Here is a 21403-nt window from a genome sequence, read left to right as displayed (position 1 = left end):
AATAACATCAATAGCAACAGCTCCAGCCCGGACATTTACGCGTCCGGGCTGTTTGTATAGCTGCCGCATACAATGTTGGACTAAGCGGTTCCATATTTGTACAATTAGAAGAGTGAAAAGACAATTGAAGTGTGTACATAGCTGAACTATATAACAAGGTAAGGAGATTATCCTCTCATGAAGGAACTGAATTATTCGAAGGTATTTATACTACTGGTTGGAATGACGGCAGCGACACTTGCCGTATATCGCGTAGTTTCGCTGCGGACGGATACGTTCTATGCTTTTCTGCTCTGGAATCTGTTTCTGGCTTGGGTGCCGTTCTTCTTCTCCATGGCCGCGCATGAGCTGGATAAGCGGAAGATCGGGGGGCTGCTGATTCTGCCGCTCGGTATAGCCTGGATGCTCTTTTTCCCGAATGCGCCCTATATTATGACTGACCTCGTGCATTTAACCATCCGCAAAAGCAAATACATCGTCGGCGGGACGATCCAGAACCGGTACTGGTACGATCTGACCACCCTGCTCTTGTTCACCTGGAGCGGCTGGCTGACCGGATTCTTCTCCCTGTACCAGTTCCAGCATGTGATCTACCGCAAGACCAATGGGGTGCTGTCCTGGATCTTCGTGCTGTTTGCCTGCGTAATGGGCGGTTATGGCGTTCTACTGGGCAGAGTCTACCGCTTGAACAGCTGGGATGTGCTGACAGACCGCCATCAGCTGTATCAGCTGGTGATCACCAGTCTGAACCAGCAGTCTGTATTCTTCAGCTTGTTCGTAGCCTTTGTGCTGCTGGTGATTTATGCTACGCTATATTGTCTGCTGAACGGTCTTGCCAGCGGGAGCGGCAAAGCTTATTCGAAGGGCGGCAGAAGATGATCTTCAGCGTAAAGGTTGGAATCTTGCTCCGGATCTAGTTCCAGTTCCAGCCCGGGTCCTGGGTGATACTGATAACGTGCAAGGTCAATCACTCCTCGCTCGTCAATAACAATCCCTTCACCCAGCAGATACAGCTGCTGCAGTGAGCCGGATTCGTCTTCGGTAAGCGAGATCATTCCTTTGGAATTGATGACCCTATGCCACGGCAGCTTATACTTCCTGCTCATGGAGTGCAGAATGCGCACTACCTGCCTGGCTCCCCGGGGACTTCCGGCCGCGCGGGCGATTCCACCGTAGGTCATGACGGCTCCTTCCGGAATGGACTGAATAATGGTGATCACTCTTTTGGTGAATGGTGTCATGTACAGGCTCCTTTGTCTGTAATAGAACTATCCGCTGTATGTACTTAGGACAACCATAACATAAAGCGCTGCATAGAGCATCTGCCGGGATGGAGCAGTTGCGATAGCCTGATAATAGTTCTCCCGGTCCTGCCCTGCCAAGCCTCTGTCTGCACAGACAGGGGCTTTTTGCTGTTCGTTGCCTAAGCCTGAGTTCTTCCTCTACAGCATAATTATGGCGAATAGGAGTTAGAGAGACGGGGGATAATCAGAGCAATAGAAATGCGACAGGGGTGACTGCTGTGAAGAGTAAGGATGCTGCAATGAATAATGAATCTGCCGGCAAAATATCTTCTTACCAGCCGCTGAGTCCTTCGCTGGATGATACGATAGCGCTGTTCCGGAGGATATTTAACAACGACGGCACCCTGAGGGTCCGGGTCATTGAGAATAAACACGGCGTACCGGTCCGCTGCGGTTTAATCTACGTGGAGGGAATGATTGACCGGGATCTTATTCAGAATGGGATTACTAAGCCGGTGATGAACTATGAATTCTCAGAGAAAGAGAGTGGAAATCCTGCCGAGCTGATGGAGAAAATCCGTATGGAAGTTATCAATATCAGTGACATTATGGTCTCTACGGAGCTGGAAGAACTGGTCGGTGCAGTAGTGAGCGGGAAGACCGTATTTCTCTTAGACGGCTATGCCGGGGCGCTCAATATCAATGCCCAAGGGTGGGAGACACGCTCAATAGCAGAGCCTGAGACGGAAAAAGCGGTGCGAGGTCCCAGAGAAGGCTTTACCGAATCGCTGCTCGTTAATCTTACCCTTATCCGCCGCAGAGTGCAGAACTCTGATTTGAAATTTGTCTTCACCAATATCGGAACACGCAGCAAGACACAGACCTGCATCTGCTACATGGAAAGTTTGGCCTCCCCCGACATTCTTAAGGAGCTCTATACACGTCTGGAGCGTGTGGAGATTGACCATTTATTGGATACAGGCTATCTTGCCGAGCTTATCCGCGACGAACCCTATTCACCCTTCGAGCTGATCGGCAGTACTGAACGGCCGGACTCTGTAGTTGGCAAGATTATGGAGGGAAGAATTGCTCTTCTCATTGAGGGGACTTCCTTTGTATTAACACTGCCGTATGTGTTTGTGGAGAATTTTCAGGCCAGCGAGGATTATTATATTAATTATTATTTTGCCTCCTTTAACCGGCTGCTTAGAGTACTTGGAGCCTTCATGTCGGTCAGCATACCCGCCGGGTATGTTGCACTGGTTACCTATGCTCAGGAGATGGTTCCGACGCAGCTGCTGTTAAGCATTGCCAATGCCAGGATGTCAGTGCCTTTCCCTACGATAGTTGAGGCGATAATTATGCTTACAATCTTCGAGGTACTGCGGGAAGCGGGAGCCCGTATTCCAACCTCCATTGGCCAGGCTGTCAGTATCGTAGGAGCACTGGTTCTGGGTCAGGCTGCTGTTGATGCGCGAATTGTCAGTGCACCGATGGTTATTGTCGTGGGATTAACGGGAATCACGACACTGCTCAATCCGCGGCTGACCGGACCGCTAATTATTGTCAGGCTGGGACTGCTTCTGGTGACCTTTTTCCTGGGGATATACGGATATTACTTCGGCCTGCTCGGCCTGGTGATTCACCTGATGAGCATGCGCTCCTTCGGGGTTCCCTACATGCTCGGAGTAGGCTCCATCCGTCCGCAGGATATTAAGGATACAGCCATTCGGGCGCCATGGTGGGATATGTACCTGCGTCCCGCAATGATTGGAGCGCGCAATATGAGGCGGCAGCCATCCAAGAAGCCGGCAAAGCGGTCATGAGGATTTTGCGCAGAATGCTGTCTGTTCAGATCTCGCTGCTGCTGCTGCTGAGCATCACCGGGTGCTGGAATTATACTGAGGTTGATGATATGGCCATTGTAGCTGGAGTAGCGATTGACAAGAACAAGGAGGACGGGAAGCTGCAGCTTACAGCAGAGATAGTTGATACCACTGGCGGAAAGGACAGGAATCAGTCCGGATTCAGGATGTTAAGTCTCAGCGGTGATACCATGTTCGAAATTGTCCGCAATATGATTTCCTTGACTGGCAAGAAGCTATTCTGGAGCCATTCGAAGAGCATTATCGTCAGTAAAGAGATTGCCCGAGACGGCCTAATTAAAGCGTTGGACTGGTACAGCAGAGATACGGAAACCCGGTCAGATGTATTCATATTTGTCTCGGGCGAGAAAACAGCACATGAGGTGCTGGATTTGAATAAAGCGACGCAGACCGTGCTGTCGTTTGAATTGGCCCAGATGATGCGGGACGAGAAGCATGTCGGCTCAGCACCCGTTGTAGAAATATGGGATTTCATTGATAAGTTAGAGACAGTGGGCAAAAGCGCCATAGCTCCCATTATCAGCATTCATGATGAGAACGGGAAGAAGACCGAACGCGTGGACGGCACCGCCATATTCAAGAAGGATAGAATGGTAGGAAGTCTGAACGGTGATGAGACGAAGAGCGCACTGTTTGTAAAGAATAAGATACAAGGAGGAGTGCTGGAGGTGGGTAATAAAGACGGAATCCCTTCGTACTCTCTGGAGATCTTAGGAAGCCGGACCAAGCTGAAGCCTAGAATCGTCGAGGGTAAGGTGCTGATGCAAATTCATACAGATACCCAAGTGGGGCTGGATGAAGTGATGACACATGAAGGCTTCCAGAAGGATGAGACGACCCAGGATATTGAAGCGAGGGCTAGTGAGCAGCTTCAGACGAATATCCTCGCTGTAATCCACAAGGTGCAGCAGGAGTACGGGGCCGATATCTTTGGCTTTGGTGAAGTGATACATGCGTATCATCCCAAATTATGGGCTGAGATTAAGGGGCAATGGCCGGAAGAGTTCGTCCAGGTGGATGTGACAGTCCGTTCAAAAGTTACCATAGAGAGCAGTGCCAAAACCAAGCGGGCCATCAAGCGGGGGGATTAGCCATGGCTATCTACCTTATAGTCATCTATTCGGTTATTGCTGTACTTGACCCTTACGGGCTGCTAAAGCGGGGGATGAAACGTGATTTCTACGTATGCTCCGTGCTGTGCCTGATATCCTTCTCTCTGGCCTTCGCGCTCGCGATGCATTGGGAGATCCCCAGTCCATCACCGGTTATCGTAAATCTGATAAAAAAACTGTACTGAAGCACGCTCCAGAAGGAGGAGATCACATGAGCAAAGAGATCATACCAGCGGGCCAGGCCATTAGCATAACCGTACAGTTTATTATGGGTAGTTCATTATTCATGGGCGTGGCCGGGCAGTCCGGCAGCAGCAGCTGGATTGCCCTGATTATAGCCATAATACTGGCTGTGCCGCTCATGCTCATCTACGCGAGGCTTCATGTCCTGTTTCCGGGTAAGAATCTGTTTGATATGCTGATCGAAGTATTCGGTCCTATTGTTGGCCGGCTGGGTTCCTGCCTGTACATCTTCTACGCGCTGCATCTGGGGGCGCTTGTGCTGCGGAATTTCGGGGAATTCAGCAAGACGGTTGCCTTAACCTCAACGCCGATGATCGCTCCTATGCTAATGATCGGACTGCTATGCGTCTGGGTAGTCATTGCAGGAATAGAGGTGATCGGCAGAAGCGCTAAATTCCTGCTGCTGTTTAGTTACATGGTGATTATACTGATCCAGTTCCTTTCGGTTCCTAAATTTGAGTTCCATCATCTTTTGCCGCTGCTGGACCGCGGATGGAGGCCTGTCTTTGGAGATGCAGCAGGAGCATTTACGTTTCCATTTGCCGAGATTGTGGTCTTTCTGGGCGCCTTCAATGTGCTGCCTGCCAAAGGCTCCGCCAGACGGGTGCTTGTAAGCGGAACACTGATTGCGGGAATAACTATAATTATAATTACTTTCCGTAATTTACTGGTGCTGGGTCCTGATATTATGTCAAGTCTGTATTTTCCCTCGTATGTGGCTATCAGCAGAATTAACATTGGCGATTTCCTGACCAGAATTGAGGGCTCGGGGGCCATAGTATTTGTAACCACGATGTTCATTAAAGTCAGTCTTTGCCTGTACGTCACCTGTATTGGCTTGGCCAGAGTTTTCAAATTGAAGAGCTACCGGTCGGTGGTGCTGCAGATGGGACTTATCATGGTCTATCTATCCGATTTCATTTACACGGATATTATGGATATGCAGTATTTTGCGTATCATATCTATAAGATATACGCACTCCCGTTCCAGGTAGTTATTCCTGTAATTCTATGGATTACTGCGGAGATTCTCTCCCGGGGAAAGGGGCGCAGGCTTGCGGCTTCCCGGCAGCAGTAGCCCGCAAGCGCTGAAGAACAACGTTTAACACGTTTTGAGATAAGATACTTAACTTAGGCGTTATTACCCTTAGTCCCACATTGTGGGGCTATTTAATGTCCAATGATTTAGAATTTAGCTATAATGAGAGGCAGAGACTAACGTTTGAGAATCAGAGGGGGATTTTGGAACTGCAGGAGCGGAAGCGACCGCCTCTATACAACAGGTTAACGAAAGGCGTGAGAATAGATGAGTGTGTCCAGCATCGTAATGTCCTCGCATTGGGGCAGGGAGGTCAGACATAAGTATGTTGTGCAAGGCTCCAAAGCGCTGGTCGTGGTATTTCCGGGACAGAATTATTCTGCCGAGCGGCCCCTGCTGGAATATGCAGGCAAGCTGGCCCGTGAATACGGCTGTGATCTGCTGCTGCTGGAATATGGATACCAAAGTGCACGGATGGCCTTCAAACGTGAAGAGATCGATATTGTCGCAGAAGAATGCAAGGTGGCACTTGCTTCGCTTCCGGAGTATGAGCAGCTGCTGTTCATCAGCAAGAGCATGGGGACCGTTATCGCCGGTAAGGTGGCTTCAGAGACGGGAATGGGGGAGAAGATATCCCAGCTGTTCCTTACTCCGGTAGCTGAAAGTATCCCTTACATTAAGCAGAGCCGGGGCAGCGTTATTTACGGCGGGAGTGACCCGATGTTCACCGAGCAGCATTCCACCGAGCTCAGCGGCTTGAAGCAGGTACGGGTGTACAGAATTGATGACGCTAACCATTCTCTGGAAGTGGGCAGTGTCAATGAATCGCTGGCCGTACTGCTGGTCATTATTAATTTCTATCATGAGTTTTTCCGCGATTCACTTTAAGGGAGAGATAAAAACATGATTACAGAAGCGGCAATGCTGCAGGTGAAGCCGGGACTGACCCGGCAGTTTGAACAGAGCTTCAAGGAGGCCTCTCCGCTGATTGCCTCGATTGATGGTTATTTGGGGCATGAGCTCCAGCACTGTATGGAGGATGACCATAAATATCTGCTGATTGTCAGATGGCGCAGCCTGGAGGATCACACGGTGGGATTCAGAGAATCGGCCCAGTATCAGGAGTGGAAAGCGCTGCTGCATCATTACTACAGCCCTTTCCCGGTAGTGGAGCATTATACCCGGATCAATCTGGACTAGAGGAAAGGAAGAGCGGGATGCTGGGGAAAATAATTGGAAAAGGCCGGACTGCGGAAGTCATGGAGTATGGCGAAGGAAGGATTCTTAAGCTCTACCTGGATGAGGTTCCGGAGCATCATGTGGACTGGGAATACGACATCAGTACATATGTCTTTGAACAGGGAGTGCGTACCCCGCAGCCGGTTGAGCTTGTTGCGGAAGAGGGCAGGAAGGGAATTGTGTTCCAGCAGATCCATGGTCCTTCGCTGCTGAAGCTGATGGGTGCCAAACCAAGGCTAATCTCCAGCTACGCGAGGCAGATGGCGGCTCTTCATTACAGCCTCCATCAGCTTGCAGGCCCGGGTGAAGCTGGAGAACAGAAACAGCGGCTGAAGCAGAATGTTATTGCTGCACCTATGCTTAATATGGAAGAGAAGGCACCTATTCTATCTCAGCTGGAGCTGCTTCCGGACGGGAACAAGCTTTGTCATGGGGATTTCCATCCGGACAATGTGCTGATGGACGGGCAGCTGTGGGTCATTGACTGGATGACTGCCGTTTCGGGAAATCCTGCGGCAGATGCTGCGCGGTCCGTAGTCATGTTCAGTATAGGTGCCATGCCTAAACATGCCTCTTTGTTCACCAAAATGTTCTTAGGCTTCGCCAGAAAGCGGATGACGAGTCAATATACCCGTGAATATGTGAGACTATCAGGGCTATCCCTGGCAGACATTGAAGCTTGGATACTGCCGGTAGCGGCCGCACGGCTGGTAGAGTGGCTTCCGGTACCTGAGAAGGAGCAGCTGGTCCGCGAAATCCGCAAACGCCTGAGAGCACTGCCGCCCGCCCAATAATCTTCAACAGAAAGCAGGTACGCTTATGAGTACATACATTGCACTGCTGCGCGGGATTAATGTCGGCGGCAACAAGTTGATCAAAATGCAGGAGCTTAAGGCAATGTTCGCAGAGCTCCAGTATGAGAATGTACGGACTTATATCCAGAGCGGAAATGTTGTATTTGAGAGTGAAGAGTCTTCCGCCATCCGGCTCTCTGAGGTGATCAGCCAGCGCATTCAGGAGACCTTCGGATTCGGGGTGCCCGTGATCATCCGTTCCCTGGAGGAACTGGAAGCGGTCATTGCCGGCAATCCGTTCCCGCTGACGGAGCCGGAGGAATTCAAACGTCTGTACGTTTCGTTTCTGGACGCTGAGCCTTCGGCTGAGGCGCTGGAGATGATTCGTCCCTATGAGGATGGAGCGGACAGGGTGCGGGTGGTCGGTAAAGAAATGTACACCTACTATGAGGTGAGTGTAAGTGAATCGCCGCTCTTCAAAGTACAGTTCGACAGACTGCTGGGCACAACCCTCACCGCACGCAACTGGAATACCCTTGGTAAGGTGACAGCATTGGCCCGCAAGCCGTAGCTTGAGGATTTCGCACTTTGTGCTTTATTTTATAACCCCGCTTCCGTTATTACGGTGCCGCTCCTGAAGCATGGACGGCGAAGCGGGGCTGTTTGCCGTTCATTTGTATTAGGCCAGTGTTTCAGCAAACATTCAGCCTGATTTCATTATGAGTTAAGGTAAGGATGCAATAATACACCTATACAAAGATAAGGCCGGTCAACAAGGCGTCTTACCGGATGTCAAGAAGAACGGATGGGAGTGGATGAATCAATGAAATTACTGAAAAGGCTGGGTTCAGACGTTGTATTGCTGGGTATTCTGCTGCTGGCGGCGGTTCTGTACGGGTATGGAATCTGGAATGATCAATATGTCAATACGTACTACACTACCGCAGTAGGGAGCATGCTGCAGAGCTTCCATAATTTCTTCTTCGCCTCCCTTGACTCGGCAGGGTCAGTGACTGTCGATAAGCCGCCGGTAACGTTCTGGCTGCAGACATTAAGCGCGCTGATCTTTGGCCTGCATGGCTGGAGTGTCATACTGCCGCAGGCACTGGGCGGTGTAGGCTCTGTATTCATTGTCTATCTGCTTGTGAAGCCTACCTTCGGCCGGGCAGCGGCACGGCTCGCGGCGCTGGCTATGGCGGCTACACCGGTAGCAGCGGCGGTAAGCCGCACGAACAATATTGACGCGCTGCTGGTGTTTACTTTGCTGCTGGGGGCATGGTTTCTGTTCAGAGGCATCAGAATGCACAGGATGGGCAGCTTGCTCGCTGCATTCGGGCTGATTGGTGTAGCCTTCAATGAGAAGATGCTGCAGGCTTATATGGTCGTTCCGGCATTCTATCTGTTCTATATCTTGGCGGCCAAGGTCAACTGGAAGAAGAAAACAGGCACTTTGGCAGCCTGCACCGCAGTGCTGCTGGCCGTTTCGCTCTCATGGGCAGTAGTCGTAGATTCCATTCCTGCGGACAAACGTCCTTATATCGGAAGCAGCGGAACCAACTCTGTACTCAATCTGGCCTTTGGATATAACGGTGTTTCCCGTTTGACCGGTGACCGAGGGACTGGCGGTGGCGGAATGCCAGCAATGAATGGGGAGATGCCTGGATTTGGCGGTGAAATGCCGGCAATGAATGGAGCCGGCGGTTCGTGGGCTGCTGCCGGGCAAGAACAGGTGCAGAGCCAGGATTCTGCGGCCGGGGATGATCAGGGCCGTGGCAACAATGGAGCCGCCCCAGGCCAAGGCGACGGAAGCCGGGAGCCGGCTGCCGGACAGGATGGCGGAATGCAGGGACAAGGTGGCGGAAGAGGGTTTGAAGGAGGCGGTCCCGGGTTTGACGGCGGTGCCGGCGGTCAAGGCGGCCCAGGCGGCCCAGGCGGAATGAATGGCGGAGGCGGGATGTTCAACACAGGTACAGCCGGCCCGCTTCGGTTGTTCCAATCCGAATTATCCGGTCAAGCCAGCTGGCTGCTGCCGTTCGTGTTGTTTGGCTGCATCGGAATTTTTGCCAGCCTTCGCCGCAAGAACTTCACCCGGAAGCATAAGGAGGCCTTGTTCTGGCTCGCCTGGCTGGTGCCGGTGATGGGATTCTTCAGTATCGCAGGATTCTTCCACCAATACTATCTGATCATGATGGCTCCGCCGGTTGCGGCGCTGGCAGGTGCAGGCTGGTCGCAGCTCTGGAGCTATTACAAGGAACGTGCGACCTGGCTGTCCTGGCTGCTTCCCGCAGCGGTACTTGCTACCACGGTACTTGAGGTGTATATCATACATCCTTATGACGATACCATCGGCAGCGGCTGGTCTACCGGTGTTCTGGCAGCGGGCGTTGCAGTATCGGTACTGCTGGTGATCCTGCGGATGCTGAAAGGCACCATAGTTAAGCAGTCTCTGGTGCATGCCGCGGCTGTAACAGGACTTCTCGTGCTGCTGATTGGCCCGCTCTACTGGGCGTTTACACCGATCATATACGGCAATAACAGCATGACTCCGGCAGCCGGCCCGGACAGCAGCGGCTTTGGCGGTATGGGCGGCAGGAATAGTGCTACAGGAATTAATGAGAATCTGCTGGCTTATCTCAAGGAACATAACACCGGTGAGAAATACCTGTTCGCAGCGATGGATTATGGAACAGCTGGTGCTTATATTATCGACGAAGGCGAGTCAGTGGTTATCCTTAACGGATTCAACGCCTCGGATGTACCGTATACAACAGATTCACTGAAGGCATTGGTGGAGAGCGGTCAAGTGAAGTACTTCCTGGTATCCAGCGGCGGTATGGGCGGAGGACGCGGAGGCGGCAGCTCTGAAATTACTTCCTGGATCACTGATAACGGGACTGAGGTTCCTTCCGCAGACTGGCAGGGAACACAGACTGGCGGCAATGGCGGAACATTATACGAAGTAACCCTTAATTAAGATACTACATCATTTGAGGAGGAGCTACCCATGAGCACCAAAGTACGCTATTCCATAATTATACCGATGTTCAATGAAGAGGAAGTGATTCAGGAGACGTACCGGCGGATCAAGAAAGTGATGGGAGCTACTGGTGAGTCCTATGAGCTGCTCTTCGTCAATGACGGAAGTACAGACAACTGTGCGCAGATGATCGAGGAGTACAGCTATTGGGATGAAAGTGTCAAGCTGATTGACTTGTCCCGTAATTTCGGCCACCAGATCGCCATCACTGCAGGTATGGATTACTCCCTGGGCGATGCCGTTGTCATTATTGATGCGGATCTACAGGACCCGCCCGAACTGATCCTCGATATGATTGCCGAATGGAAAAAAGGCTATGAGGTCGTATACGCCAAACGCATCAAACGAAACGGGGAATCGCTGTTCAAAAAGTGGACAGCAGCCCTCTTTTACCGGGTGCTCCGTTATTCAACAGATATCTCTATCCCGGTAGATACCGGCGATTTCCGCCTCATTGACCGCAAGGTCTGCGATGAGCTGAAGCGTCTGCCGGAGAAAAACCGTTTTGTCCGCGGACTGGTAAGCTGGGTGGGCTTTCGCCAGAAGGCGCTCGAATACGAGCGGGATGAACGTTTGGCCGGAGAAACCAAATATCCGCTGAAGCGCATGATTAAGCTGTCGCTAGACGGTATTACATCCTTCTCGTATAAACCGCTGAAGCTGGCGGGCTATCTCGGAGCCCTGCTGTCCGCATCCGGCTTTTTGTACCTTATGTATGTGCTCTACCTGGCGCTCTTTACGGACGCGGCCGTTAAAGGGTGGGCGTCGATGATCGGCATTACACTAACCTTTAACGGCTTTGTGCTAATTATGCTGGGCGTGCTGGGCGAGTATGTCGGCCGGATCTATGATGAATCCAAGGGACGTCCGCTTTACATTGTACAGGAGTTCTACGGCGGCAGACCGCAGCAAAATACGCAGAAGCACAGAGTAGCCCATCTTGACAAATAATTGAAGGCTGCTCGGGCCGATCACGGCAAGCGAGCCGTGATCGGCCCGAGCAGCTTTTTGCTGCGGCTGAACTCTGGAGCATTCTCGTTAACCCCCAAGCCTCTAAGGCTCAACGCCCCGTTATGGCACCCGGCTCAAGAATCCGACCCGCCCCTCATCCATGGATGAAAGGCGGGTCGTTTAGGCATTGTTTAATGGGATTCTTATTAGTCTGCGTGAATTAAGCCTTTAGCAAGTCATGATCAACATACCGCGCGCCGTTCAGCTCACTGATAATATTAACCGCAACCTTGGCCCCGTCTCCGGCAGTAATAATTGCGTGCACACTTACACCGGCAACTGTTCCTGCTGCCCAGATGCCGTCAATGTTCGTTTTGCCTTCTGCAGTAGCTGCAATAACCGTCTTGATTCTTGGCTCCGTGCCATCCTTGGTTTCCACTCCGGCCTTGGCAGCCAGATCAGTCAGAACCCCTGTAGCCAGAATAACATGCTTGGCCTCATAGGTAGCGCCGCTCTCGGTCTCGATTACGAAGCCTTCTCCGCTTGCGCTCAGTCCGGTTGCCTGCTCGGCTACGAGTTCAGCTCCGAATTTCACGGCCTGATTATGTCCGGTCTCCACAAGGTCGGGTCCGCCGATTTCGTTGATTCCGTAAAAGTTCTCATACCAGCCTCTGCGGGTCATGCCTTTGTCATTGTCGATCAACAGTGTTTTTTTGCCCGCCTTGGCGGCGAACAATGCGGCACTTGCCCCGGCAGGACCGGCGCCGATAATAGCGATTTCGTACATGATGTAACCTCCTAAAAGTTTTGTTAGTAGCTTAGCTTCAGTGAAATCCTTCCGACAAAACTCACTTCGGAAGCTTAAGCTTAAGTTTGCTAGCCTAGCCTCTATGAATGATCTTGATGAAGCATTATATGAGGGCGGCCCTTTCTTCTGCTAACTATTATATCGTTAATTACAGGTCATTAGCTAATCCGGCAGGCAGGGGAGAGAGACTTGGAAGATTGTGAATTCACCAGGAGTGCTGGTTACAGTAATCTCTCCTTGATGCGCCTCCACGATAGACTTGGTAATGGATAATCCGAGCCCCGAGCCGCCGTATTTTCTGGTGCGGGAAGAATCACTGCGGTAGAACCGGTCGAAGACATGCGGGAGATGTCCGGCAGCGATACCGGAGCCGTTGTCCTTCACAGTCAGAACAGCCACTGTTCCTCTGGCATGCAGCGAGACTTGTATCGCTCCGGATTCCGCATCCGTATGCTGCACGGCGTTATGGAATAGATTAAGAATAACCTGCTTTATTTTGTCAGCATCAACAGGGCCGCTCACGCCATAGGAAATATCGAAGTTCACCTCGCGCTTACCGGCCAGTACCCGCAGCTGCGGCTGCATCTCGTCAATCATCTCACCGAGCAGCAGATTCTTGACCCGCAGCTGCGGAGCACCATCCATACGGGCAAGCAGCAGCAGATCCTCCACCAGTTTGTTGATGCGTTTGGCCTCTCCATGCATGCTGTTGAGTGCGCTATAGAGCTGATCCCGGTTATCGGCCGCTCCCCGGAGCAGTACCTCCAGGAACCCGTATATTGAGGTCAGCGGAGTTCTTAGCTCGTGGGAGGCATCTGCCGCGAACCGGCGCATCTGTTCTTTGGCCTCACGTTCATTGTGAAAAGAAATTTCCAGGCGCTCCAGCATTCCGTTGAAGGACTGGGAGAGCTTGTCGACCTCAAGCTGACCCTGCTCTACAGGGAAGCGCACATCGAGATTGCCGGCGTCGATGCTTTGGGCGGATTCCCCCATATTGGACAAGGGAATCAGCGTTTTGCGCAGTGCGGGCAGGTACAGGAACAGTCCGGCCAGCAGTGCGACTACCGATAACGCGCCAAAAATAAGCAGCTGCTGCATAATTACATCTCTCAGCGGCCCGGTTTCCACGCTCATTTGCAGCAGCATTTTAGTAGTACCCGGTCTGCCGAGGTTCATGAAGACAGCCAGATGCTCGTTGCCGTCTGCTGCCGTAATCAGCCTGTATTTCCCGGTAGCCTTATCGGATGCCTGCTTCAGCAGGCTGTTATATTCCCCGTTGCTCATTCTTGGTGCTGCTGAAGCAGACAGGGTTTCTTCCTGCAGATCCTTGAAGGTGCCGTCTGAGCTGTATATGGCTATCGTAGTATGGGCATCAAGCAGCAGCGGGCGGCGGTCTGCGTAGAACCGCTTGTTGCCAGGGCCCATGTTGGCGTTATTCCCGGCGCTGTCAGCCCCGCCAGGATTCCCGCTTTGGAGAGGGTTACCCGGGCTTATTGTTCCGCTTACAGCTCCGCCAGGAAAATTGCCCCCCGCACTGTCGTTTAGATCTGCTGCATTTCCCGCAGGATTATTAAGATTAATGTAATAGAATTCGCGCGGCACGGAGCGCATCTGGGTTTCCATAGCTTCCGCGCGGTTGCTGTAAATGAAATTCCGCATCAGAGCATACTGGAGTACCCCGATCAGAATCAGCAATACGGACAGGATTAACAGCGAGGTGGCCAGCAGCTGTTTGCGGAGGGATCGCGGTGCCTGCAGTTTGCTGAAGAAGCCCCGGGTCCGGGCAATCATACAAGGTCCACCCGGTATCCCGCGCCGCGCAAGGTGCGGATAATCCGGTGATCCTTGTCACCAAGCTTCTCCCGGAGGGAACGGATGTAGACCTCAACGATGTTTTCCTCACCGCCGAAATCATATCCCCACACCTTGTCCAGAATCATGGGTTTACTCAGCACCAGCCCGTGGTTAATAACCAGATATTGCAGCAGCTCATATTCTGTGGGCGAGAGCTCCAGCACCTCCTCCTTGTGGCGGATTTCCTTGCGCCGGCCGTCAATCCGGAAGGGGCCGCAGCGCACCTCGCCGAGCAGTCCCGGGAACTGGTTGCGCAGGCGGGCCTGAATCCTGGCCAGCAGCTCGTCGAAGCTGAAGGGCTTGACCATATAATCATCCGCACCGATAGACAGGCCTTTAACCCGGTCATCCACTTCATCCTTGGCGGTAAGCATGATCACAGCCACCTCCGTTTCCTCTGAACGGAGATAGCGGACGACCTCGAAGCCGTCCATGCTGGGCATCATGACATCGAGAATCACGACATGCGGCTTGAACTCTGCGGCTGCAGCGATTGCACCTGCACCATCCGGCGCAGTCTGTACTTCAAATCCTTCGTTCATTAATCCCAGTTCAAGAAACTGGAGGATATGAGGCTCATCATCCACCAGGAGCAATCGGACGCCTTGCGCTGCTTTCATTAGCATTTCCTCCATATTCAGTGATTATAGTGTCCATAGTATGACGCTATCCGTTGAACGTTTGCTGAAAATAGGTCATTGGAGCCAAAGATTGGATTCAGAATTGTCGTTCATGGTTAATCATAATGGTTAAACTAATTATACGGAAATATTAATGTTATTAATAAGGATTATAGTTAGAAATTAAAAGTTTTTGAAGCGGACAATAAAGGGTTTTGACGGCGGGTAGAGAACACTTTACAATAAGGATACAATCCCGGTTTTGAGCGTTTTTTTCTGCTAAACCGGTAGCTTGTCCCGATTCTCTGTTTCCTCCCCCGTTTTAAATCTTATTCATTCCTGTCACACGCATTTCTTATGGTTTGCTTCTTTCCGCTTCAATTCTTTTTGGGTTTCAAGGTGGGATCTACACTACACCGCACCAATCATTCAACCTATTTATTACATGCTTCATTACCCATAAGTCAAGGAGGCTCTTCCATGAAGAAAAAAGAGATGGTAGCCATGCTATTGGCGGGAGGCCAAGGAAAAAGATTGAAGGGATTAACCAAATCGATTGCCAAACCGGCTGTTTATTTCGGAGGAACCTACCGCATTATCGACTTTCCTTTAAGTAATTGCTCGAATTCAGGTATCGACACAGTGGGTGTACTGACACAGTATGAACCGCTGGTGCTGCATTCGTATATTGGAGTCGGCAGTGACTGGGATTTGAACCGCAAGGACGGCGGGGTGTTTGTATTGCCGCCGCATGAACGGGAGAATGGAAGCAGCTGGTACCGGGGCACGGCTGATGCGATTTACCGCAATCTTAAGTTTGTTGATCAATTTGATCCGGAGCATGTACTGATTCTGTCCGGTGACCATATTTACAAGATGGATTATCATGCTATGCTGCAGTACCACAAATCTAAGAACGCCGACTGCACCATCTCGGTCATTGACGTGCCCTTGGAGGAAGCGAGCCGCTTCGGCATACTGAATACGGAAGACGATCTCAAGATTTACGAGTTTGATGAGAAGCCTGCCAAACCTAAGAGCACACTTGCTTCTATGGGTGTATATATTTTTAAATGGGATGTTCTTCGCAAGCATCTGCTTGAGGACGGGGAGAACGCCGGCTCGTCCCATGACTTCGGGAAGGACATCATTCCGCTGATGCTGAATGACGGAGAGTCCCTGTATGCTTATCCTTTCGAAGGCTACTGGAGAGATGTCGGTACTGTAGACAGCCTGTGGGAAGCGAATATGGATCTCCTTAGTGACACTCCTCCGCTGAACCTGAATGATACCAGCTGGAGAATCTTCACCCGTAATCCGAATCAGCCGGCACAATATGTTGCACCGGGAGCCAAGGTGTCCAGCTGCATTATTAACGAAGGCTGCATTGTATACGGCGAGGTTAAGCATTCGGTACTGTTCTATGGGGTAGAAGTGGGCGAAGGCAGCGTGATTACGGATTCTGTAATTATGCCTAAGGTGAAGATCGGCAAGAATGTAAGAATCCACAAAGCCATCATCAGTGAGAGCACAGTCATTGAGGATTATATGGAAATCGGCGTCAACCGGGAGAATGAGGACGAAATTCTGCTGATTGACAAACGCAGCAAAAAAAACAAATCCGTAGCAGCCAAAACCATATAACCACAGAGGGCGGGGGATACCGATGAAAGAGCTTATGGGCGTAATCAATCTGGACCATGAACTGGATAATTTAAATGAACTGACCTATTTCCGCTGCGGGGCAGCGGTCCCGTTCGCCAGCCGCTACCGACTGATCGATTTCGTCTTGTCCAACATGATGCGTGCGGAGCTGGAGAGCGTGGGACTGTTTGTCCGCCGCAAGTACCGCTCGCTGATGGACCATCTCGGCGACGGGAAATCTTGGGACATGAACCGTAAGCACGGCGGCTTGTTCATTCTGCCTCCGGACTGGAATGATCCCACGGACACGTCCCTTGGCGACCTGCAGCATTATCATAACAATCTGGATTTCTTCAAACGGGCTTCTGCGAAGTATATTGTGTTCTCCGGCAGCCAGCATATTAACACAGTTGATCTGCAGGAGGTATACCAATTCCATCTGGAGCAAGGCGCTGATGTGACTATGGTCTATAAACAGATTGATGAGCTCCAGCCGGAGCATGATCCCTGCCTGCGGGTTGAGGTAAATGAAGACCATACAGTAACGAATATTCACCATGAGAAGCATCATCCCAATGTATATCTGGATATTTTTATTATGGAGAAGAAGCTGTTCCTGGAGCAGGTGGAGCATTGCATCGCCCATGGCGAGAGCTATTTCTTCCGCGATGCCATTCAGAAGAACCGCCACAAGTTCAAGATTGCCGCATATGAATACACGGGTTATCATTCCGTTATCAATTCGCTGGAGAGCTACTACAAGAACAGCCTGGAGCTGCTGAAGCAGGAGAACTATTTCGGCCTGTTCAAAGAGAGTCCGGTCCAGACCAAGATTAAATATGAAGCCCCTACCCGTTATCTGGATAGCGCTTCAGTCAGCAATTCACTTATAGCTAACGGCTGTATTATTGCCGGAACTGTAGAGAACAGCGTGATCTTCCGCGGTGTGCAGGTCCGCAAGGGAGCCAAAATCATCAATTCAGTAATCATGCAGAAATGTGTAATTGAAGAAAATGCCGTAATTGAGAATGTCATTATGGACAAAGACGTGCATCTGAGCAAGGAACGGATACTTGTCGGAGACAGCAGACGTCCGTTTGTCATTGCCAAGAGCAGCAAGATATAATATCTGGATCAGGGGAACTGTGCAGTGTGGCAGTTCTTCTGATCCAGTGTTGTAATAGGCAATATTTTCCCACAAATACAAGCATCTGTTAGGAGGAACCTGCTGTTGTTCAACGATAAAGAGACTTTCAAACAAGTGTTCCGCGAGAAACTCATCGGGAAATTAGGCAAACCGCTGGAGGAAGCTTCAAACGCCGATATTTACAATATCCTCGGGAATATGATCCGCGAGAATGCCGGCAAGAACTGGGCGGACACCAATCAGAAGTTCAAGATCGATCAGGATAAGCAGGTCTATTATTTCTCCATGGAGTTTCTGATCGGCAGGCTTCTGGGCAATAACCTGCTGAATATGGGTGTGCTGGAGGTTGTCCGTGAAGGTCTCTCGGAGCTGGGCTTCTGCCTGCAGGATATCGAGGAGGTTGAAGCGGATGCAGGGCTGGGCAATGGCGGTCTGGGCCGTCTGGCCGCATGTTTCCTCGATTCGCTCGCCTCACTGCAATATGCAGGGCATGGCTGCGGCATCCGCTATAAATACGGCCTGTTCGAGCAGAAGATTGTAGACGGATATCAGGTAGAGCTGCCGGACTACTGGCTGCAGAATGATAATGTGTGGGAAGTCCGCCGTGAAGACAAACAGGTGGAAGTGCATTTCTGGGGACATGTGGATACCCGCTGGGAGAACGATGAGCTGTTCTTTGAGCATAAGGACTATGAAGCCGTGAGAGCCGTTCCGTATGACATTCCTGTTATCGGGGCAGACCGCAGGCATGTGAATACACTGCGCAACTGGAGTGCAGAGTCGATCACGCAGCCTTCGAGAGTATTCGGTGCGCTAGGGGGGACAGATTATCACAAGTTCCTGGAGTACAAGCGCTCCGTAGAATCAATCTCTGAATTCCTGTATCCGGACGATTCACAATACGAAGGCAAGCTTCTCCGCCTGAAACAGCAATATTTCCTGTGTAGTGCAGGACTACAGAGTATTCTCCGTACCTTCGCCAAGACAGGTGCTCCGATCGACAGCCTGCCTGATAAGGTAGCCTTGCACATTAATGACACGCACCCAACACTGGTTATCCCCGAGCTGATGCGTATCCTGATGGACGTACACGGTCTTGGCTGGGATCAGGCCTGGAGCATGACCACACGCATGGTATCTTATACGAACCATACCATTCTGAGCGAGGCGTTGGAGAAATGGCCGCTTGGCATGGTTAAGGAGCTGCTTCCGCGCATCTTCCTTATCATTGATGAGATCAATGCCCGTTTCTGCGGCGAACTGATGAGCAAATATCCAGGCGATCAGGACCGGATCAATCAGATGGCGATCATTCATGATGATCAGGTCCGGATGGCGCATCTCGCCATTGTGGCCAGCCACAGCGTAAACGGCGTAGCGGCATTGCATACGGAAATTCTGCAAAAGCGTGAGATGCGCCTGTTCAATGAGATGTATCCGCACCGCTTCAATAATAAGACCAACGGCATCACACACCGCCGGTGGCTGCAGCATGCCAATCCTGAGTTGGCCGGACTGATCAGCGAATCGATCGGCACCCGCTGGATTCATCAGCCGCAGGAGATGATCGGACTCATCAAATACAGTGAGGATACCTCCTTCCAGGAGCAGGTGGCTGCAATCAAACGCCGTAACAAACTGCATCTGGCTGACTACATCTACGGGAAGCACGGTGTCCGGGTGGACCCCGACTCTATCTTCGATGTGCAGGTGAAGCGGCTGCATGCGTATAAGCGCCAGCTGTTGAATGTATTGCACATTATGCATTTGTATAATCAGATCAAAGACAACCCTTCGCTGAACATCGTACCGCGTACGTTCATCTTTGGTGCCAAGGCGGCTCCGAGTTATCATCTGGCTAAGCGGATCATTAAGCTGATAAATACGGTGGCTGATGTAGTGAATAAGGACCCGGACATTAACGGGAAGATCCGCATCTTCTTCCTGGAGAATTATTCGGTATCACTGGCGGAGAAGATTATTCCGGCAGCTGATGTGAGTGAGCAGATCTCTACAGCGAGCAAGGAAGCCTCCGGTACCGGGAACATGAAATTTATGATGAACGGTGCGCTGACCGTCGGGACAATGGACGGAGCCAACGTAGAGATGCATGAAATGGTGGGAGATAATAACATGTTCCTGTTCGGTCTCCGGGCAGAGCAGGTCATGGACTACTACCAGTACGGCGGTTACCACGCCCGCGATATCTATAATGGCGACGGCCGGGTGAAGGAAGTATTGGATCAGCTGATTGTGCCTGGACCGTTCTGCGCTCATGCCCAGGAATTCGATACGCTCTACCAGTCGCTGCTTGATAATAATGATGAGTTCTTCGTCCTCAAGGATTTCGCCAGTTATGTGGAGACCCATGTCAAGATTGACCTGGCCTACCGCAACCAGAAGGAATGGCTTAAGAAGTCAATTATCAACATCGGCCATTCCGGCAAATTCTCCAGTGATAATACGATCGCCCGCTATGCCTCCGAGATCTGGCATATCCATCCGGTCCAGGTATAACGCTGCAGCTACAGGTTGAATCTCCGCGAGTAGGAGCTTCAGCCTGTACTAATTCTCCACATGGAAGAAGCCGCTCCATCAGCAGGACATTCCTGCAGTGGAGCGGCTTCTTCATGCTCAGGCTTAAGGAGCGGAAGAGAATTACAGCACCTCGGATACCATGGCTGCGAACCGTTCAAGGAAACGGCGTTCCTCATCGTCGAAGCGGTGTTTGAGCGGGCTGTCGATATCCAGTACGCCGTACAGGGTATCCTCCTTAACCAGCGGAACTACGATTTCGCTGTTCGAGGCAGCATCACAGGCGATATGCCCCGGAAAGGCATGGACATCGCCTACGACAAGGGTACGGCGTTCCGCAGCCGCTGTTCCGCATACGCCACGGCCAAGTGGAATACGGATGCATGCCGGAAGTCCCTGGAACGGGCCCAGAACCAGCTCTTTGCCGTCAAATAAATAGAAACCGGTCCAATTCGTGTCCGGTAGAGAGAGCTTTAACAGAGCCGAAGCATTGGATAAGTTGGCGATAGCATTGGGCTCGCCCTCCATAAGTGCCCCGAGCTGGCTTAGAACGGCTTCAAACCGTTCGCTGCGGGTGCCATCATAAGGCATGGCTTGAAACATGAAGCATCACCTTCCTGTACCTTGAGTCAGTATGAATCCATAACTGTTAACTAACAAGATAGTACAGCGGAGCGCAATACGTCAAGCAATAACGGATTTATCCGGTTAGTGGAAAATCAGGAAGATGTATGAATTATCTCCGGTCGGATGTTTCCGGCAACCCCGGGCAGGGTAATGCTTTTATAAATATACCGAAGGCTTATAGCCGGAAGGAGTGGAATATGCGCGCCGACGTACAGAACTTGTTTATTGGAATCCATATGCTATATTTCGCACATGAGAGGAATCTGACACTGACGGAGATGCAGCCGGAGCTGGAGGATCTGGGGTACCGGGTAGCGGAACGCGAAGTGAAACAGGAACTGGAACGGCTGACCCAGGAGAACTTTCTCACGGCTCATGGTGAGGCATACAGCATTACCGGAACGGGGATAGAGGAATTCAAAGCGATTCAGGCCAAGCTGGGAGTGCTATGTACCGAAGTGCTCAAGCCGGTTAAGGCTGCGGGTACATCGGGTTAATTCTACATCAAGTAACCATTCATGTTCAGGAAACGTACAGCGTCTGATCGCGCGGGAGCAAGCCGCGTGGAGCAGGCGCTATTTGTGTGGAATTCGGATTCATGTTAGATTTCGCTTAAGGGAATG

At 51.3% G+C, this 21403-nt stretch carries 20 protein-coding genes; 15 read left to right on the top strand and 5 right to left on the bottom strand.

The features are described 5' to 3' along the window. Positions 1 to 177: 177 nt before the first annotated feature. Complete coding sequence (locus tag MKZ24_RS01700; RefSeq protein ID WP_042232287.1) at positions 178 to 879, top strand: DUF1361 domain-containing protein; 702 nt, start codon at positions 178 to 180, stop codon at positions 877 to 879. On the opposite strand, the gene MKZ24_RS01695 is transcribed toward MKZ24_RS01700, so the two are convergent. Continuing rightward, a complete protein-coding gene (locus MKZ24_RS01695) occupies positions 855 to 1241 on the bottom strand; it encodes an MGMT family protein (RefSeq protein WP_081956354.1) in 387 nt (128 codons plus the stop codon). The two genes, MKZ24_RS01700 and MKZ24_RS01695, sit on opposite strands and share 25 nt — an antisense overlap. 281 nt (positions 1242 to 1522) lie before the next feature. On the opposite strand from MKZ24_RS01695, the gene MKZ24_RS01690 reads away from it, so the two are divergent. The 10 genes from MKZ24_RS01690 (at position 1523) to MKZ24_RS01645 (ending at position 11545) form a co-directional block, all read left to right on the top strand. Beyond that, entirely contained in the window at positions 1523 to 3070 is a 1548-nt protein-coding gene (locus MKZ24_RS01690; protein ID WP_197073028.1) for a spore germination protein, read from the top strand. Positions 3071 to 3084: 14 nt separating this feature from the next. Beyond that, positions 3085 to 4221, top strand: coding sequence for a Ger(x)C family spore germination protein (locus MKZ24_RS01685; RefSeq protein ID WP_042232289.1), 1137 nt, complete (start codon positions 3085 to 3087; stop codon positions 4219 to 4221). 2 nt (positions 4222 to 4223) lie between these two features. Continuing rightward, positions 4224 to 4427: a hypothetical protein gene (locus MKZ24_RS01680; protein ID WP_042232292.1), complete on the top strand. Its 204-nt coding sequence runs from the start codon at positions 4224 to 4226 to the stop codon at positions 4425 to 4427. A gap of 26 nt (positions 4428 to 4453) precedes the next feature. Next, on the top strand, positions 4454 to 5563 hold the full coding sequence (locus MKZ24_RS01675) for a GerAB/ArcD/ProY family transporter (RefSeq protein WP_042232294.1): 1110 nt from the start codon (positions 4454 to 4456) through the stop codon (positions 5561 to 5563). A 228-nt stretch (positions 5564 to 5791) separates the two neighbouring features. Continuing rightward, the gene (locus MKZ24_RS01670) at positions 5792 to 6412 is read left to right on the top strand and encodes an alpha/beta hydrolase (RefSeq protein WP_042232296.1); all 621 of its coding nucleotides are present in this window, start codon (positions 5792 to 5794) and stop codon (positions 6410 to 6412) included. 15 nt (positions 6413 to 6427) lie between these two features. Further along, positions 6428 to 6724, top strand: coding sequence for an antibiotic biosynthesis monooxygenase family protein (locus MKZ24_RS01665; protein WP_042232297.1), 297 nt, complete (start codon positions 6428 to 6430; stop codon positions 6722 to 6724). A gap of 17 nt (positions 6725 to 6741) precedes the next feature. Continuing rightward, positions 6742 to 7557: a phosphotransferase family protein gene (locus MKZ24_RS01660; RefSeq protein ID WP_340781112.1), complete on the top strand. Its 816-nt coding sequence runs from the start codon at positions 6742 to 6744 to the stop codon at positions 7555 to 7557. A 25-nt stretch (positions 7558 to 7582) separates the two neighbouring features. Next, positions 7583 to 8128, top strand: coding sequence for a DUF1697 domain-containing protein (locus MKZ24_RS01655; protein WP_042232302.1), 546 nt, complete (start codon positions 7583 to 7585; stop codon positions 8126 to 8128). 252 nt (positions 8129 to 8380) lie between these two features. Beyond that, a complete protein-coding gene (locus MKZ24_RS01650; RefSeq protein ID WP_340781111.1) occupies positions 8381 to 10531 on the top strand; it encodes an ArnT family glycosyltransferase in 2151 nt (716 codons plus the stop codon). Between the two features lie 30 nt (positions 10532 to 10561). Further along, entirely contained in the window at positions 10562 to 11545 is a 984-nt protein-coding gene (locus MKZ24_RS01645; RefSeq protein ID WP_340781110.1) for a glycosyltransferase family 2 protein, read from the top strand. Between the two features lie 220 nt (positions 11546 to 11765). Here the strand turns inward: MKZ24_RS01645 and MKZ24_RS01640 are convergent, their stop codons facing one another. The 3 genes from MKZ24_RS01640 to MKZ24_RS01630 all read right to left on the bottom strand — a co-directional run bounded on the left by MKZ24_RS01640 (position 11766) and on the right by MKZ24_RS01630 (position 14827). Further along, complete coding sequence (locus MKZ24_RS01640) at positions 11766 to 12332, bottom strand: FAD-dependent oxidoreductase (RefSeq protein WP_340781109.1); 567 nt, start codon at positions 12330 to 12332, stop codon at positions 11766 to 11768. A gap of 183 nt (positions 12333 to 12515) precedes the next feature. Then, positions 12516 to 14144 (bottom strand): sensor histidine kinase, encoded by a 1629-nt coding sequence (locus tag MKZ24_RS01635; protein WP_340781108.1) that lies wholly within the window; start codon positions 14142 to 14144, stop codon positions 12516 to 12518. Continuing rightward, the gene (locus MKZ24_RS01630) at positions 14141 to 14827 is read right to left on the bottom strand and encodes a response regulator transcription factor (RefSeq protein ID WP_340781106.1); all 687 of its coding nucleotides are present in this window, start codon (positions 14825 to 14827) and stop codon (positions 14141 to 14143) included. Before MKZ24_RS01630 ends, MKZ24_RS01635 begins: the two co-directional genes overlap by 4 nt. Positions 14828 to 15307: 480 nt before the next feature. Between MKZ24_RS01630 and MKZ24_RS01625 the strand changes: the two genes are divergently transcribed. The 3 genes from MKZ24_RS01625 (at position 15308) to MKZ24_RS01615 (ending at position 20135) form a co-directional block, all read left to right on the top strand. Further along, positions 15308 to 16471: a glucose-1-phosphate adenylyltransferase gene (locus MKZ24_RS01625; protein ID WP_042232313.1), complete on the top strand. Its 1164-nt coding sequence runs from the start codon at positions 15308 to 15310 to the stop codon at positions 16469 to 16471. 22 nt (positions 16472 to 16493) lie between these two features. Continuing rightward, entirely contained in the window at positions 16494 to 17597 is a 1104-nt protein-coding gene (gene glgD / locus MKZ24_RS01620; RefSeq protein WP_042232315.1) for a glucose-1-phosphate adenylyltransferase subunit GlgD, read from the top strand. A 105-nt stretch (positions 17598 to 17702) separates the two neighbouring features. Then, entirely contained in the window at positions 17703 to 20135 is a 2433-nt protein-coding gene (locus MKZ24_RS01615; RefSeq protein ID WP_340781105.1) for a glycogen/starch/alpha-glucan phosphorylase, read from the top strand. A 141-nt stretch (positions 20136 to 20276) separates the two neighbouring features. Here MKZ24_RS01615 and MKZ24_RS01610 read toward each other — a convergent pair whose 3' ends face one another. Continuing rightward, positions 20277 to 20756 (bottom strand): GAF domain-containing protein, encoded by a 480-nt coding sequence (locus MKZ24_RS01610; protein ID WP_042232319.1) that lies wholly within the window; start codon positions 20754 to 20756, stop codon positions 20277 to 20279. A gap of 221 nt (positions 20757 to 20977) precedes the next feature. Between MKZ24_RS01610 and MKZ24_RS01605 the strand changes: the two genes are divergently transcribed. Continuing rightward, complete coding sequence (locus MKZ24_RS01605) at positions 20978 to 21277, top strand: hypothetical protein (protein ID WP_039309934.1); 300 nt, start codon at positions 20978 to 20980, stop codon at positions 21275 to 21277. The last annotated feature ends 126 nt before the right edge of the window (positions 21278 to 21403 follow it).

The sequence above is a fragment of the Paenibacillus sp. FSL R7-0297 genome (assembly GCF_038009025.1).
Taxonomy (GTDB): Bacteria; Bacillota; Bacilli; order Paenibacillales; family Paenibacillaceae; genus Paenibacillus_AQ.
The sequence above is the reverse complement of the archived record's forward strand: the minus strand, read 5'-3'. Positions and strand labels throughout refer to the sequence as shown.

What these genes read in the sequence shown, in the direction of transcription:
- MKZ24_RS01650 (WP_340781111.1), top strand. Translation starts at nt 8,381, where the DNA reads ATGAAATTACTGAAAAGGCTGGGTTCAGACGTTGTATTGCTGGGTATT.
- MKZ24_RS01685 (WP_042232289.1), top strand. Translation starts at nt 3,085, where the DNA reads ATGCTGTCTGTTCAGATCTCGCTGCTGCTGCTGCTGAGCATCACCGGG.
- MKZ24_RS01660 (WP_340781112.1), top strand. Translation starts at nt 6,742, where the DNA reads ATGCTGGGGAAAATAATTGGAAAAGGCCGGACTGCGGAAGTCATGGAG.
- MKZ24_RS01700 (WP_042232287.1), top strand. Translation starts at nt 178, where the DNA reads ATGAAGGAACTGAATTATTCGAAGGTATTTATACTACTGGTTGGAATG.
- glgD (WP_042232315.1), top strand. Translation starts at nt 16,494, where the DNA reads ATGAAAGAGCTTATGGGCGTAATCAATCTGGACCATGAACTGGATAAT.
- MKZ24_RS01645 (WP_340781110.1), top strand. Translation starts at nt 10,562, where the DNA reads ATGAGCACCAAAGTACGCTATTCCATAATTATACCGATGTTCAATGAA.
- MKZ24_RS01665 (WP_042232297.1), top strand. Translation starts at nt 6,428, where the DNA reads ATGATTACAGAAGCGGCAATGCTGCAGGTGAAGCCGGGACTGACCCGG.
- MKZ24_RS01680 (WP_042232292.1), top strand. Translation starts at nt 4,224, where the DNA reads ATGGCTATCTACCTTATAGTCATCTATTCGGTTATTGCTGTACTTGAC.
- MKZ24_RS01655 (WP_042232302.1), top strand. Translation starts at nt 7,583, where the DNA reads ATGAGTACATACATTGCACTGCTGCGCGGGATTAATGTCGGCGGCAAC.
- MKZ24_RS01630 (WP_340781106.1), bottom strand. Translation starts at nt 14,827, where the DNA reads ATGAAAGCAGCGCAAGGCGTCCGATTGCTCCTGGTGGATGATGAGCCT.
- MKZ24_RS01695 (WP_081956354.1), bottom strand. Translation starts at nt 1,241, where the DNA reads ATGACACCATTCACCAAAAGAGTGATCACCATTATTCAGTCCATTCCG.
- MKZ24_RS01610 (WP_042232319.1), bottom strand. Translation starts at nt 20,756, where the DNA reads ATGTTTCAAGCCATGCCTTATGATGGCACCCGCAGCGAACGGTTTGAA.
- MKZ24_RS01675 (WP_042232294.1), top strand. Translation starts at nt 4,454, where the DNA reads ATGAGCAAAGAGATCATACCAGCGGGCCAGGCCATTAGCATAACCGTA.
- MKZ24_RS01605 (WP_039309934.1), top strand. Translation starts at nt 20,978, where the DNA reads ATGCGCGCCGACGTACAGAACTTGTTTATTGGAATCCATATGCTATAT.
- MKZ24_RS01640 (WP_340781109.1), bottom strand. Translation starts at nt 12,332, where the DNA reads ATGTACGAAATCGCTATTATCGGCGCCGGTCCTGCCGGGGCAAGTGCC.
- MKZ24_RS01625 (WP_042232313.1), top strand. Translation starts at nt 15,308, where the DNA reads ATGAAGAAAAAAGAGATGGTAGCCATGCTATTGGCGGGAGGCCAAGGA.
- MKZ24_RS01635 (WP_340781108.1), bottom strand. Translation starts at nt 14,144, where the DNA reads ATGATTGCCCGGACCCGGGGCTTCTTCAGCAAACTGCAGGCACCGCGA.
- MKZ24_RS01670 (WP_042232296.1), top strand. Translation starts at nt 5,792, where the DNA reads ATGAGTGTGTCCAGCATCGTAATGTCCTCGCATTGGGGCAGGGAGGTC.